This is a genomic window from Streptomyces sp. NBC_01235, assembly GCF_035989285.1.
Classification (GTDB): Bacteria; Actinomycetota; Actinomycetes; order Streptomycetales; family Streptomycetaceae; genus Streptomyces.
The window spans coordinates 1,396,972-1,413,544 of sequence record NZ_CP108513.1; the positions used below are offsets into that span (position 1 = coordinate 1,396,972).

Annotated in this window: 1 protein-coding gene; it reads right to left on the minus strand. The window is 73.0% G+C overall.

Going from position 1 to position 16,573, the window contains the following annotated elements:
- Window positions 1-21: 21 nt before the first annotated feature.
- On the minus strand, window positions 22-16,497 hold the full coding sequence (locus tag OG289_RS06370; RefSeq protein WP_327313014.1) for a type I polyketide synthase: 16,476 nt from the start codon (window positions 16,495-16,497) through the stop codon (window positions 22-24).
- Window positions 16,498-16,573 lie beyond the last annotated feature (76 nt).

Here is a 16,573-nt window from a genome sequence, read left to right on the forward strand (position 1 = left end):
CCCGTCGCCCGAGCCGGGTGGTCAGATCCCGAATTCCTTGTCGATCAGGTCGAACATCTCGTCGTCCGTAGCCCCGTCCAGTTCCGCGATCGCGTCGTCCGTCTCGTCGGCGGCGTCGGCGCCGGTCCACATCGCCAGCAGTCCGCGCAGCTTCGCCGTGATCTCCGGGTGGGCCTCGCCGCCGGCCCCGGCCTCGGTCGCGAGGACCCCCGCCAGCCGGTCGATCTCGGCGACGACCCCGGACTTCGCGGCCTGGCCGTCGTCGGAGCCGACGAGTTCGGCGCCCAGATGGCGCGCGATGTCCACCGGTGCCGGATAGTCGAACACCAGGGTCGCCGGCAGCCGGAGCCCGGTGGCCGCGCCGAGCCGGTTGCGCAGTTCCACCGCGGTCAGCGAGTCGAACCCGGCCTCGCGGAACGCACGGACCGGATCCACCGCGTCGGCCCTGGCGTGGCCCAGGACCACGGCCGCCTGCTCCCGTACCAACTGGACCAGCGCCGCGGAACGTTCGTCGGCGCCCAGTCCGGCCAGCCGCTGCCGCAGTGCGTCGGCGTCCGCCCCGGACGCGGCGTCCCGCAGCGCGGCCTCGGCCTGCGGGATCTCCCTCAGCAGGGCGGTAGCCCGCCCGGCGGTGAACGCCGGGGCGAACCGCGTCCAGTCGACCCGTGCCACGACGGCGGCCGGATCGTCGGCGCCCACCAGTCGCTCCATCGCCACCAGGGCCGGCTCGGCGTCGAGTCCGGTCAGGCCACGGCGGCGCAGATACTCCTCGACACCGCCGTCGGCCGCCATGCCGTCCTGTGCCCACGGCCCCCAGGCCACGGACGTGGCCGGAAGCCCGGCCGCCCTGCGCTGCTCGGCGAGGGTGTCCAGGTAGGCGTTGGCGGCGGCGTAGTTGCCCTGGCCCGGCGAGCCGACGGAACCCGCGAAGGAGGAGAACAGGACGAACGCCGACAGCTCCCGGTCCCTCGTCAGCACGTCGAGGTTGCGCGCGGCGACGGCCTTGGCGCGCAGGACGGCCGCGAAGCGCTCCGGGGTGAGCGCCTCCACGAGGCCGTCGTCGAGGATGCCCGCCGTGTGCACCACCGCGTCCACGGGATGTTCGGCCAGCAGCGCCGCGAGAGCGTCCTGGTCCGCCGCGTCACAGGCGGCCACGGTCACGCGCACCCCCGAGGCGACGAGTTCGTCGCGCAGAGCCGGCGCACCGGGCGCGTCGAGGCCGCGTCGGCTGATCAGGACGAGGTGCTCGGCGCCCTGCGCGGCGGCCCAGCGGGCCACCCGGGCGCCCAGAGCGCCCGTCCCGCCCGTGATCAGCACGGTGCCCGAGGGACGCCATCCCGCGCCGAGGTCGCCGGGGGCCGTCCGGGCGAGCCGCCGCCCGAAGACACCGGTCGCCCGGATCGCCACCTGGTCCTCTCCCGAACGGCCCGTGAGGACGCCGACGAGACGGCCCGCCGTTCGCCGGTCCACGGCCGGGGGCAGGTCGACCAGACCGCCCCAGCCCTCGGGGTGCTCCAGCGCCGCGACCCGGCCCAGTCCCCATACCGCGCCCTGCTCCGGGTCGGGCGCCCGGTCGGACCGGTTCACCGAGACCGCTCCCCTGGTCAGCGCCCACAGCGGGGCCGCGAGGCGGGCATCGCCCAACGCCTGCAGGAGTACGGCGGTGGCGGCGGGGCCGGCCGGAACACCGTCACCGGCGTCCGCGCGCCCGGCGTCCGCCCCATCACCTGTGTGCTCGTCGTGCGGCTCGGGCAGCGCGAGGAAGGACAGGACACCGGCGACCGGCTCCTCCCCCGCCGCCGTGACCAGCAGCGCGGCGAGCGCGGCCCGGTCGGCGCCGGGCTCGTGCACCACCGGCACCGCCTCGGCCCCGTAGGCCGCGAGGCCTTCCAGGACCGCGCCGCTCCAGGCGTCTTCCCGCGACCCGGCGGGCAGCACGGCGAGCCAGCGGCCCGGCAGCGCGGCGCCGGACACCGCGCCGAGCGGCTTCCAGGTGATGCCGTAGAGCCAGTCGTCGACCCTGGACTGCTCCTGCTGTCCGCGCCACCACGACGACAGCGCGGGCAGCAGCCCGTCCAGCGCGTCCTGTGCCACGCCGAGCGAGTCGGCCAGCGTGCCGGCGTCGCCCCGCTCGACCGCGGTCCAGAACCCGGCGTCCGCGCGGTCGGCGGAGCCCGCCGCCGACTGGCCGCCCAGACGCGCGCCCTCGGGCCAGAATCGCTCACGCTCGAAGGCGTAGGTCGGCAGGTCCACCACGGTCGCCCCGGCCGGAGCGAAGACGGCGCGCCAGTCCACCTGGCCGCCGTGCAACCGCAGGCCCACGACCGCGGAGAGGATCGACCGGGCTTCGGAGCGGTCCTTGCGCAGGGTCGGGGTCAGCAGACGCCCCTCCGCGTCACCGTCGAGACCACCCTGAGCCAGCGCGGTCAGCGTGCCGTCCGCACCCAGCTCCACGAACCGCGACACACCCAGCCCGTCCAGACACCGCACCGCACCCGCGAACCGCACCGGCCGACGCACATGCTCCACCCAGTACTCCGGCGAGGACAGCTCCTCGGCCGACGCGGCCTCCCCGGTGACGGTCGAGACGACCGGTATCCGCGGCTGCCCGTACGACAGACTCGCGGCCACCGCCCGAAAGCCGTCCAGCATCGGATCCATCAGCGGCGAATGGAAGGCGTGGCTGACCCGCAGGGATGTGACCTTGCGGCCCTGGGCGCGGAAACCGTCCGCGATCTCCTCGACCGCAACCGCCGAACCCGAAATCACCACCGCCTGCGGGCCGTTGACCGCCCCGATACCCACCTCATCACCGAGCAGAGGCAGCACCTCGTCCTCGGTGGCCTGGAGCGCCACCATCGCACCACCCGACGGCAGGGCCTGCATCAACCGGCCCCGCGCCACCACCAGACGACACGCGTCCGACAACGACCAGACACCCGCCACATGCGCGGCAGCGATCTCACCGATCGAGTGGCCGGCGAGGACGTCCGGACGCACACCCCACGACTCCAGCAGCCGGAACAGCGCCACTTCGAGGGCGAACAGCGCGGGCTGGGTGAACTCCGTGCGGTTCAGACGCTCGGCATCCTCACCGAACACCACCTCCCGCAGATCGAAGGGGAGTTCCGCATCCACGGCGTCGAAAGCCTCGGCGAAGACGGGATACGTCTCGTACAACTCATGGCCCATCCCCAGGCGTTGCGAACCCTGCCCCGCGAACAGGAAGGCGATCCGTCGACCCGAGCGGCCTGGCGTGCCGGTGAGGACGGCGGTGTCCTGCTCGCCGATCGCCAGTGCGCGCAGTCCACGCAGCACTTCGGCGCGGTCGGCGCCCAGGACGACGGCACGGTGCTCCAGCCAGGGCCGGAGGGACGACGAGAGGCCCAGGTCGCTCAGGCGCAGTCCGGGGTCGGCGTCGAGGTGAGCCCACAACCGTTCGGCCTGGCCGCGCAGGGCGCCCTCGGAAGCGGCGGACAGCGCGATCGGAGTGGGGGGCAACTCATCCGGGACCGCGGCCGGTTCGGGGGTGTCCGTGTCGGGGGACGTGGCGGCGGTGTCGGGTGACTGCTCGATGATGACGTGGGCGTTGGTGCCGCTGATGCCGAAGGACGACACGCCTGCGCGCCGGGGACGGTTCTGCGGCTCCGGCCACTGCCTGTTCTCCGTGAGCAGGGTGATGTCGCCGGCCGACCAGTCGACGAAGGGCGACGGCTCCTCGGCGTGCAGGGTGCGCGGCAGCACTCCGTGCCGCATCGCCATCACCATCTTGATCACACCGCCCACGCCGGCCGCAGCCTGCGCGTGACCGATGTTCGACTTCAACGAGCCCATCCACAGGGTCTGTTCGCGGTCCTGGCCGTAGGTGGCCAGCAGTGCCTGCGCCTCGATCGGGTCACCCAGCGGTGTGCCCGTGCCGTGTGCCTCCACCGCGTCCACATCGGACGGCCGCAGACCGGCTCCCGCCAGCGCCTGGCGGATCACGCGCTCCTGCGAGGGACCGTTGGGTGCGGTCAGGCCGTTGGAGGCGCCGTCCTGGTTGACGGCCGAACCGGCCACCACCGCCAGCACGCGGTGACCGTTGCGCCGCGCGTCCGACAGGCGCTCCAGCGCCAGCATGCCGATGCCCTCGGACCAGGCCGTACCGTCGGCTCCGGCCCCGAAGGACTTGCAGCGGCCGTCGGAGGCCAGCCCACGCTGCTGGCTGAAGTCGACGAAGGTGTCCGGCGTGGACATCACCATGACACCGCCGGTGAGGGCGAGATCGCATTCGCCGGCCCGCAGCGACTGTGCGGCCAGATGCAGGGTGACCAGGGAGGAGGAACAGGCGGTGTCGACCGTCATCGCCGGGCCCTCCAGGCCGAGGGTGTAGGCGATACGGCCGGAGTGGACGCTGCTGGTGTTGCCGGTGAGCAGGTAGCCGTCGGAGTCGTGCTCCCCCTCGCGCAGGCAGGAGTTGTAGTCCTGGCCCATGACGCCGGCGAACACCCCGGTGCGGCTGCCGCGCAGCGCGGTCGGGTCGATGCCGGCCCGCTCCAGGACCTCCCAGGACACCTCCAGCAGCAGCCTCTGCTGCGGGTCCATCGCCAGCGCCTCGCGCGGCGAGATCCCGAAGAGTCCGGCGTCGAAGGACGCCGCGTCGTAGAGGAAACCACCCCGGCGGACGTAGGTCCTGCCGAGCCGGCCGGGCTCGGGGTCGTACAGCTCCTCCAGGTCCCAGCCGCGGTCGGTCGGGAAGTCACCGATCGCGTCCCCGCCCTCGCTGACCAGTCGCCAGAGGTCCTCGGGCGACTCGACGCCGCCGGGGAACCGGCAGGCCATGCCCACAATGACCACGGGGTCGTCGTCCGTGCCCTTCCAGGCGGGCAGCGCCGCACCGTGGGCCTCGGCGGTGTCGCCGGCGAGCGCGGTCAGCAGGTGCCGGGCGAGTGCGAGGGGCGACGGGTGGTCGAAGACCAGTGTGGCGGGCAGGCGCAGCCCGGTCGTCGCGTTGACGCGGTTGCGCAGCTCGACCGAGGTCAGTGAGTCGAAGCCGAGTGTCTTGAACGCCTGGCCCGGTTCCACGTCGGCGGCGGAGGCGTGGCCGAGCACCTGGGCCACCAGGCCGGAGACCAGTTCCAGCAGGAACGGTTCGCGTTCGGCGGAGGGCAGGGACAGCAGCCGGCCGCGCAGCTCGTCGACGCCGGTGGCGTGACCGCCGGTGTGCGCGGAGCGCCGGGCCGGGCCGCGCACCAGCCCCCGCAACAGCGCGGGCGGGTCGGGGAGTTCGCGCAGCGCCCGGAGGTCGAGGTTGACGGGGAGGAGGAAGGCGGGCTCGCACTCCCGGAGTACGGCGTCGAGCACCGCGAGGCCCTGCTCGACGGCGAGCGGTCGTACGCCGCCGCGCGCCATGCGCTTCAGGTCCGCTTCGGTCAGCCCGGCGGTCATGCCCGCGCCGGGTGCCCAGGGGCCCCAGGCGAGCGAGACCGCGGGCAGGCCGAGGTTGCGGCGGCACCGGGCGATGGCGTCCAAGTACGCATTGGCCGCCGCGTAGTTGGCCTGCCCGGCGCCGCCGAAGGTGGCCGACACCGAGGAGAACAGCACGAACGCGGCCAGGTCCAGGTCGCGGGTGAGCGCGTCGAGGTGTGCGGCCGCGTCCGCCTTGGGACGCAGCACCGTGAGCAGTCGCTCCTCGGTCAGCGACGCCAGTACGCCGTCGTCGACGACACCGGCGGTGTGGATCACTCCGCTCAGCGGGCGGTCGTCCGGGACGGACGCCAGCAGGCTCTCGAGGGCCTGCCGGTCGGCCACGTCGCAGGCCGCGACGGTGACGTGGGCGCCCAGGTCGGTGAGGGCGGCGGTGAGTTCGGCCGCGCCCGGCGCTCCGGGTCCGCGCCGGCCCGCCAGCAGCAGGTGGCGTACACCGTGCTCGGTGACCAGGTGACGCGCGACCAGGGCGCCCAGCCCGCCGGTGCCGCCGGTGACGAGGACGGTGCCGTCCGCGAGGCGCACCGTGCCGCTCTCGCTGCCCGTGCCGGTGGCGGCGGAGGGGGCGGGCAAGGTTGCGGAGGCCAGCCGCGGAACGAGTACCTCGTCCCCTCGGACGACCAGTTCGGCCTCGGCGGCGGGAAGACCCGGTCCGGTGAGAAGCGCGACCAGTGTGTTCCAGGATTCCGGCGCGCCGTCCAGGTCGGCCAGTGCGAAACGGCCGGGGTTCTCCGTGCGGGCCGAGCGCATCAGACCCCACAGAGCGGCCAGCGCCGGATCCGACTCCTCGTTCGGCCGCACTGCCATCGCACCGCGAGTGACCACGACGAGCCGGGCCTCCGCGAGCTCGTCGGCCGCCAGCCAGTCCTGTACGAAGGTGAGCGCGGCGGCGGTGACGGCGTGGGCCGCGGCGGAGGAGCCGCACAGCGAGGCGTCGGCGGGGCTGCTCCAGGGCAGCAGCACGGTCCGGGGGACGGGGTCGCCGTCGTGCACGGCCCGGGTCAGCTCCGACCATGTGCGGGCGGGGACGGCCGGGTGTACGGCCGTGGGGTGGTCGTCCGGGGCCGCGTGGTCCGTCAGCAGGACCGTACGGCCGTCGGCGGGCGGTGCCGTCTCGGCGGGGGCCGGAGCCGAAGCCGAAGCCAGGGACGGGGACGGGGACAGCAAGGGCGTCCAGTCGATCCGATACGTCCCGGCGGAGGCGGCCGCGCCCGCAGGAGAGGCACCGCCCACCCCTGCGGCGGGCGCCTCGCGCAGTACCAGCGACTCGACGGTGGCGACCGCGCCACCCGACGGGTCGGCCACGTGCAGGGACACCGCGTCGGGGCCCGCCGGAACCACCCGCACCCGCAGGGCGCGGGCCCCGGACGCGTGCAGGGACAGCCCGTGCCAGGAGAACGGCAGTCGTCCGGCGCCCGCGTCACCGAGGGGACCGAAGAGGACGGCGTGCAGGGCCGAGTCGAGCAGCGCGGGATGCACTCCGAAGCGGCCCGCGAGCCCCTCGTGCTCCTCCGGCAGGACGACCTCGGCGAACACCTCGTCGTCCCGTCGCCACACGGTGCGCAGCCCCTGGAACACCGGCCCGTACGTGAGCCCGGCAGCGGCGAACCGGTCGTACACGTCGGCCACGGGGCGGGGCTCGGCACCCTGCGGGGGCCATACCGCAAAGTCGTACCCCGCGTCGGAGGGTGCCTCCGCCGCCGTGTCCGGAGCCAGCAGACCTCCGGCGTGCAGCACCCACGGTGTGTCGTCCGAGGCGTCCTCGGGGCGTGAGTGCACCTCGACCGTGCGGCGTCGCCAGTCGTCGGCCTCGCCGACGGTGACCCGCAGGCGGACCATGCCCTGCTCCGGCACCAGCAGCGGCACCACGATCGTCAACTCCTCGACCCGGGTGCAGCCCACCTGGTCGCCGGCGCGCAACGCCAACTCGGCCCAGCCCGTCCCCGGGAAGACCACCGCGCCCAGGACGTCGTGGTCCCGCAGCCACGGCTGGGAGCTCAGCGCGAGGCGCCCGGTCAACACCGCTCCCCCGTCCGCGAGTTCGACGGCGGCGCCGAGCAGCGGGTGCCCGGCCGCGTCGAGCCCGGCCGCGGCCAGGTCGCCGGGACGACTGTGCGACGCCTGCGGCCAGAACCGCTGCCGCTGGAAGGCGTACGTCGGCAACTCCACGGCGCCGGCACCGGGCAGGGCGGCGCTCCAGTCCACGTCGGCGCCCGCGGTGAACAGGGTGGCGAGGGCGGCGAGGAGCGAGGTGGCCTCGGGCCGGTCCTTGCGCAGCACCGGCACGAGCACCGTGGCCCCGGTGTCGTCGAGGGACGCCTGGGCGAGGGCGGTGAGGGTGCCGTCCGGGCCGAGCTCGACACAGCGGCCGACACCCTGCCCGGCGAGGGCGCGCACCGCGTCGGCGAAACGCACCGGCCGGCGCACATGACTGACCCAGTAGTCCGCCGACATCAGCTCATCGGCGGTGGCCGCCTCGCCGGTCACCGTCGAGACCAGAGGCAGCTTCGGCCGCTCGTACGACAGACTCTCCGCGACCTTGCGGAAGTCGGCCAGCATCGGCTCCATCAGCGGCGAGTGGAAGGCGCGGCTGACCCGCAGCGGCGTGACCTTGCGGCCCTGGGCGCGGAAGTGGCCCGCGATCTCCTCGACGGCCTCCGCCGAACCCGAGATCACCACGGCCCGGGGGCCGTTGACCGCCGCGATCCCCACCTCATCACCGAGCAGCGGCAGGACCTCCTCCTCGGTGGCCTGGAGCGCCACCATCGCACCACCCGACGGCAGGGCCTGCATCAGCCGCCCCCGCGCCGCCACCAGACGACAGGCGTCCGACAACGACCAGACACCCGCCACATGCGCGGCAGCGATCTCACCGATCGAGTGGCCGGCGAGGACGTCCGGACGCACACCCCACGACTCCAGCAGCCGGAACAGCGCCACTTCCAGCGCGAACAGCGCGGGCTGGGTGAACTCCGTCCGGTTCAGCAGGTCGGCGTCCTCACCGAACACCACCTCCCGCAGATCGAAGGGGAGTTCCGCGTCCACGGCGTCGAAGGCTTCGGCGAAGACGGGATACGTCTCGTACAACTCCCGGCCCATGCAAAGACGCTGGGAACCCTGACCCGCGAAGAGCAGAGCCGTCTTCCCCGCCCGCGTCTGCGCACCCCGGATCAATCCTGGGGCATCAGCGCCCTCCGCCAGCGCACGCAAACCCCTCAGCAAGTCGTCCCGGTCGGCGGCCAGAACGACCGCGCGGTGCTCCAGGACGGTCCGTGTGGTGGCCAGCGCGAGAGCGGCATCGGCGAGGGAGAGGTCGGGTTGTGCCTCGACGAACGCCGCCAGCTTCTCGGCCTGGGCCGGCAGCCCACCCCCGGCCGCGGACACCACCCACGGCAGGACACCCGGGACCGCCCGCGCCTCGTCCGTTGCGACGGCCTCCGCGTAAGGAGCCTGTTCGAGGATCACGTGGGCATTGGTGCCGCTGATGCCGAAGGACGAGACACCCGCTCGCCGCGAGCGACCCGTCTCGGGCCACGCACACTCCTCCGTCAGCAGTTCCACCGAACCCGCTGTCCAGTCGACGTGCGAGGACGGCTCGTCCACGTGCAGGGTGCGCGGCAGCACACCGTGCCGCATCGCCATCACCATCTTGATGACGCCGCCCACCCCGGCCGCAGCCTGCGCGTGACCGACGTTCGACTTCAACGAGCCCAGCAGCAGCGGCTGTTCACGATCCTGGCCGTAGGTGGCCAGGAGTGCCTGGGCCTCGATCGGGTCGCCGAGCGGTGTGCCGGTGCCATGTGCCTCCACCGCGTCCACATCAGCGGGCCGCAGACCGGCCCCGGCCAGCGCCTGCCGGATCACCCGCTGCTGCGAGGGACCATTCGGCGCGGTCAGGCCATTGGACGCACCGTCCTGGTTGACGGCCGAACCCGCCACCACCGCCAGCACCCGGTGCCCGTTGCGCCGCGCGTCCGACAACCGCTCCACCAGCAGCAGACCCACACCCTCCGACCACGCCGTACCGTCCGCGCCGTCCGAGAACGCCTTGCACCGGCCGTCCACCGCCAGCCCCCGCTGCCGCGAGAACTCCACGAACATCTCCGGCCCCGCCATCACCGTCACACCACCGGCCAGCGCCAGATCACACTCACCCGAACGCAGCGCCTGGACCGCGAGATGCAGCGCCACCAGCGACGACGAACACGCCGTATCGACCGTCACCGCAGGACCCTCGAAACCGAACGTGTACGCGATACGACCCGAAGCAACACTGCCTGTCGAACCGGTCAACAGATAGCCGTCGGAGTCGTGCTCCCCGGCGCGCATGCAGGAGCCGTAGTCCTGGGTGATCGCGCCGGCGAAGACACCGGTACGGCTGCCGCGCAGCGTCGCAGGGTCGATCCCCGCCCGCTCCAGCACCTCCCACGACGTCTCCAGCAACAACCGCTGCTGCGGATCCATCGCCAACGCCTCACGCGGCGAGATACCGAAGAGCGTGGAGTCGAACAGGGCGGCGTCGTAGAGGAAACCGCCCTCGCGGACGTAGGTATGACCGACCGTGCTGGGCTCGGGGTCGTAGAGGCCGTCGAGGTCCCACCCGCGATCCGTGGGGAACCCTCCGATCGCGTCGCCGCCCTCGCTCACCAGCCGCCACAGATCCTCCGGCGAGCCCACCCCGCCCGGGAACCGGCACGCCATACCGACGATCACCACAGGATCGTCGGTCACACTCGTCGGCACGGGCAGTGCGGACGCCGTGTCGGCGGTCCCGTCTCCGTCCGACAACTCGGACAGGAGGTAACGAGCCAGGGCGGCCGGCGTCGGATAGTCGAAGACCAGGGTGGCGGGGAGCCTCATGCCGGTGGCGGCGCTCACACGGTTGCGGAGCTCCACCGAGGTCAGGGAGTCGAAACCGAGGGCCTTGAACGCCTGGTCAGCCTCCAGGTCGGCGGCGGACGCGTGGCCCAGGACGGAGGCCGCCTGTCCGCACACGAGGTCCAGCAGGAATTTTTCGCGCTCGGCCTCGGGAAGCCCTCTGACGCGTCGGCCGAGGTCGGCCGCCCCTCCGACCGCCGCCTGTGCCTCCGCGGCCCGGCGCCCGGGCGCGCGCACGAGGGAGCGCAGCAGATCGGGGAGCCGGCCACGCCTGCGGAGCGCTGCGAGGTCGAGGTTGAGCGGCAGCACCGCCGCTCGTTCGAGTGCCGGACCGATCTCCAGAGCGGCATCGAACAGCCCGAGGCCCTGCTCCGGGGCAAGGGGCTGCATGCCCTCGCGGGCCATGCGGCGCAGGTCCGCCTCGGTCAGCTCGGCGGTCATGCCCGCGCCGGGTGCCCACGGGCCCCACGCCAGGGACACAGCGGGCAGGCCGACGGAGCGGCGGGTGGTGGCGAATGCGTCCAGGAAGGCGTTGGCGGCGGCGTAGTTGGCCTGGCCCGCGCTGCCGAACGTACCGGCCACCGAGGAGAAGACGACGAACGCGGACAGGTCGGTGTCACGGGTCAGCTCGTCCAGGTGCGTCACCGCGTCGACCTTCGGCCGCAGCACCCTCGCGAGCCGCTCCCCGGTAAGGGACGACACCACCCCGTCGTCGACGATGCCCGCCGTGTGCACCACGGCGGTCAGCGGATGCGCGCCGGACACGCCCGCGAGGGCCGCGGCGAGCTGGTCACGGTCGGCCACGTCCAGTGCGGCGACCTCGACCTCGGCTCCCAAGTCCGCGAGTTCCGCGACGAGTTCGTCCGCGCCCGGCGCTTCGAGGCCACGCCGGCCGGCCAGCAGCAGATGCCGCACGCCGTGCCCGGTCACCAGGCGGCGCGCCACCAGCGCACCCAGACCACCCGTCCCACCCGTCACCAACACCGTGCCGTCCCGGTCCAGGGGGGCCGGAACGGTCAGAACCACCTTGCCGACATGGCGTGCCTGCGACAGGTACCGGAACGCCTCCGAAGCCCTGCGCACGTCCCAGCAGGTGACAGGCAGCGGCTCGAGCACCCCCGCCTCGAACAACACCACCAGCTCGGCCAGCATCCGGCCGATCCGCTCCGCCTCCACATCCATCAGATCGAACGCCCGGTACAACACCCCAGCGTGCCGGGCAGCCACGACCTCCGGGTCCCGGACATCGGTCTTGCCCATCTCCAGGAACCGACCACCACGCGGCAGCAGCCGCAGCGACGCATCCACGAACTCACCCGCCAGCGAGTCCAGCACGACATCCATGCCCCGGCCACCCGTCGCCGCGAGGAACGCCGCCTCGAAGGCCGTGTCCCGGGACGAGGCGATGTGCGCCTCGTCCAGGCCCAGAGTCCGCAGGGTGTCCCACTTGCCGGCACTCGCCGTGCCGAACACCTCCGCACCCAGGTGCCGCGCCAGCTGCACGGCTGCCATGCCCACACCACCAGCAGCCGCATGCACCAGCACCGACTCCCCCGACTTCACACCACCCAAGTCCATCAGCGCGTAGTACGCCGTCAAGAACACCACCGGCACCGACGCCGCCTCCGCGAACGTCCAACCCTGCGGAATCCGGGCCACCTTGCGCGCATCCGCCACCGCCACCGGCCCGAACGAACCCGAGAACAGACCCATCACACGGTCACCCACGGCCAGCCCCGACACACCCGGGCCGACCTCGGTCACCACCCCCGCACCCTCCAGACCGAAATCCCTCGCATCCCCCGGATACATGCCGAGCGCGTTCAACACATCACGGAAATTCACCCCCGCCGCCCGCACGGCGATACGAACCTGCCGTTCCGCCAGCTCGACCGAAGGAACACCACACAGCGCCAGGCCCTCCAACGTCCCCTTCTCCACGACGTCCAGCCGCCATTCCGGCTGCCCCTCCGGCACCACCAGCCCCGCACCCGACACCGCACGCACCAGACGCGGAACGAAGACGCCCCCCGCGCGTACCGCGAACTCGGACTCACCAGAGGCCAGCGCACCACCCACCACGGCCCACGACTCGTCCGTACCGTCCACGTCGACCAGCACGAACCGCCCCGGATTCTCCGCCCGAGCCGACCGCACCAGACCCCACACCGCCGACAGCACCGGATCCGCCGCCCCGCCGTCCCACGCCACCGCCCCCTCGGTGACAACCACCAGACGGCCACCCTCGAACCGCTCCTCCGCAAGCCACTCGGTGAGGAGGCCGAGCACCTGCCTGGTCGTCGCGTGGGCGGAGTCGGCGGTGTCGTCGGCCGGGCGCTCGACCCGAACGAGCACATCGGCGGGCACGGTCTCGTCGGGTCCGGGCAGAGCGGTAGGGGCAGCCGCCGGGACGGGGCCCGGGCTCGCGGGGATCTTCACCCAGTCGGTCTGGAAGAGGTGGTCGACGTGGCCGTTGTCCGCCGCCACCAGGCCGCCGGACGCCTCCCGCAACGCCAGCGACTCCACCGAGGCCACCAACCCGCCCGCCGGATCCGCCAGCTCCAACGCCACCGAGTCCGACCCCAGCACCACCATCCGCACACGCAACGCACGCGCACCCGACGCCCACAACGACACCCCGGACCACGAGAAAGGCAACCGCGCCCGCCCGTCCCCGAACACCGACGTGAACATCACCGCATGCAGCGCCGCATCCACCAACGCCGGATGCACCCCGAACCGCTCCGCAACCGTCTCCTGCTCCTCCGGCAGCGCGACTTCGGCGAAGACCTCATCACCACGCCGCCACACCCCACGCAGCCCCCGGAACACCGGACCGTACGACAACCCCAGCCCGGCGAAACGCTCGTACACACCCTCGACCGACTCCGCCACCGCACCCCGCGGCGGCCACACACCGAAATCGAAACGGTCGGCGGGCGGCGCGTCCGAGGCCTCGGACAGCGCGCCGGTCACATGGAGGGTCCACGGATCGGAGTCGAGGGCGTCGTCGCCACGGGAGTGGATCTCCAGTGTGCGCCGGCCGGCATCGTCCGCCGCACCCACCCGCACCTGGACCCGGACCCCACCCCGCTCAGGCACCACCAACAGCGCCGCGATCGTCAGATCCTCCACCCCGTCACAGCCCGCCTGCTCACCGGCCCGCAACGCCAACTCCAGGAAACCCGTCCCCGGAAACACCACCACACCCGCCACCACATGATCACGCAACCACTCCTGCGCAACCAACGACAACCGACCCGTCAACAACAGCCCGTCATCACCGGCCAACTCCACCGCGGCACCCAACAACGGATGCCCCGCCGCACCCAACCCCACCGCACCCAGATCTCCGTGCGTCGAGCCCGCGTCCCGGGACCAGAAGCGGCGCCGCTGGAACGCGTAGGTCGGCAAGGGGACCTGCTCGTGTTCCGGGCCTGTCCGCTCGTTGTGGGGGAACGCCGTCTCCCAGCGGACCGGAAGACCGCTGACGTGGAGCTGGGCGAGGGCTGCGAGGAAGCTCTCCGGCTCCGGTCGATCCTTGCGCAGGGCGGTCGCGAAGACGGGGGAAACGCTGTCCAGGCAGCCTTGGGCCAGGGCGGTCAACTGGCCGTCGGGGCCCAGTTCCAGCAGCCGGCCGACCTTGCGTTCCGTCAGGGCTCGTATGCCGTCGGCGAAGCGGACCGGTCGGCGGACGTGCCGCACCCAGTAGTCGGGGGAGGTGAGTTCGTCGGGGTCGGCCGGGCGGCCGGTGACATTGGAGACCACGGCGATGCGCGGGGCGCTGTAGGTGAGGGTCTCGGCCACGGCCCGGAAGTCGTCGAGCATCGGGTCCATCAGCGGGGAGTGGAAGGCGTGGCTGACCCGGAGGGATGTGACCTTGCGGCCCTGGGCGCGGAAGCCGTCCGCGATCTCCTCGACCGCATCCGCCGTACCTGAAATCACCACCACCTGAGGTCCGTTGACCGCCGCGATGCCCACCCGCGCACCGAGCAGAGGCAGGACCTCCTCCTCGGTGGCCTGGAGCGCCACCATCGCACCACCCGACGGCAGGGCCTGCATCAACCGGCCCCGCGCCACCACCAGACGACACGCGTCCGACAACGACCACACACCCGCCACGTACGCCGCCGCGATCTCGCCGACCGAATGGCCGACCACGACGTCCGGACGCACACCCCACGACTCCAGCAGCCGGAACAAGGCGACTTCCAGCGCGAACAGGGCCGGTTGCGCGTACTCCGTCCGGTTCAGCCGGTCGGCGTCCTCGCCGAACACCACCTCCCGTAGGCCGAAGGGGAGTTCCGCGTCCACGGCGTCGAAGGTCTCGGTGAAGACCGGATACGTCTCGTACAACTCCCGCCCCATGTCCAGGCGTTGCGAGCCCTGGCCGGTGAACAGGACGGCCAGTCGTCCGCCGGGCCGGGCGCTTCCCGTGACGGTGTGGGGGTGGGACTCGTCGGCGGCGAGGGCGGTGAGGCCGCTGCGCAGGTCGGCGAGGGTGCGGCCGGTGATCACGGCCCGGTGTTCGAAGGTGGAGCGGGTCGTGACGAGGGCGCGGCCGATGCCGGCCGGGTGCGGGTGGGGCTCGTCGTCGAGGTGCGCGAGCAGGCGTGCGGCCTGTGCGTGCAGTGCGGGGCGGCTGCGGGCGGACAGCACCCAGGGCAGGGGGTGTGCGCCGGTCGGCCGGTCGGGGCCGACCGTGGGAGCGGTGATGGCGGGTGTTTGGTCCGTCTCGTTCTGCGGGTCGAGCGGCTCCGGCGCGGGCGCCTCCTCGACGACCAGGTGGGCATTGGTGCCGCTGATGCCGAAGGAGGAGACGGCCGCCCGGCGCGGCCGGTCGCCGGGACGGGGCCAGGGCTGCTCATGGGTGAGCAGGCGGAGGTCGGCGGAGGTCCAGTCGATGTGCTGGGACGGCTCGTCGGCGTGCAGGGTGCGGGGCAGCAGGCCGTGGCGCATGGCCAGGACGAGTTTGATGACGCCGGCGACGCCGGCGGCCGCCTGGGTGTGACCGATGTTGGACTTCACGGAGCCGAGCCACAGGGGGCGGTCCTCGGGTCGTGCGGCGCCGTAGGTGGCCAGTAGCGCCTCCGCCTCGATGGGGTCACCGAGCGGGGTGCCGGTGCCGTGGGCCTCGATGGCGTCGATGTCCTCGACGGACAGGCCGGCGTCGGCCAGGGCCGAGCGGATGACCCGTTCCTGGGCGGGGCCGTTGGGGGCGGTCAGGCCGTTGGACGCGCCGTCCTGGTTGACCGCGCTGCCGCGGATCACGGCGAGGACGGGGTGGCCGTTGCGGCGGGCGTCGGAGAGGCGTTCCAGGAGCAGCATGCCGGCGCCCTCGGCGGGGCCGAAGCCGTTGGCGGCGGCGGAGAACGCCTTGCACCGGCCGTCGGCGGCGAGCGCGCGCTGCCGTCCGAAGTCGACGAACATCTCGGGACCGGACATGACGGTCACGCCGCCGCCGAGCGCCAGATCGCACTCGCCGGAACGCAGGGACCGTACGGCGAGATGGAGAGCCACCAGCGAGGAGGAGCACGCCGTGTCGACCGTGACGGCGGGGCCCTCCAGACCGAAGGAGTAGGCGATGCGGCCGGAGGCGACGCTGATGGTGCTGCCGGTGAGGAGATGGCCGCCGAGGTCGGCCTGGGAGTCGTGGGAGCGCGGCAGGTAGTCCTGGGCGATGGCGCCGACGAACACGCCGGTGGACGAGCCGCGCAGGGAGGCGGGCAGGATGCCCGCGCGCTCCACGGTCTCCCAGGAGGTCTCCAGCAGCAGCCGTTGCTGCGGGTCCATGGCCTGGGCCTCGCGGGGCGAGATCTCGAAGAACTCGGCGTCGAACAGCGGCGCCTCGTGCAGGAAGCCGCCTTCGCGGACGTACGAGGTTCCGGGCCGGTCGGGGTCGGGGTCGTACAGCGCGTCCAGGTCCCAGCCGCGGTCGGCCGGGAACGGGGTGACGGCGTCGGTTCCCGAGGCCAGGAGCCGCCACAGTGCCTCGGGGGTGTCGGCCCCGTCTGGGAAGCGGCAGCCCATCGCGACGATCGCGACGGGTTCCTGCTGCTGTTCCTCGAGGTCCTGCAGACGTTTGCGTGTCTGACGAAGGTCGGCCGTGACCAGCTTGAGGTAGTCCCGCAGCTTCTCTTCGTTGCTCGCCATTCGATGCCACTTCCTAGGAGGAGCCCCGAGGGGGTCCGGAGACGTCGGGTCCTGAGCGGTCCGGGGTCGGTCGGGG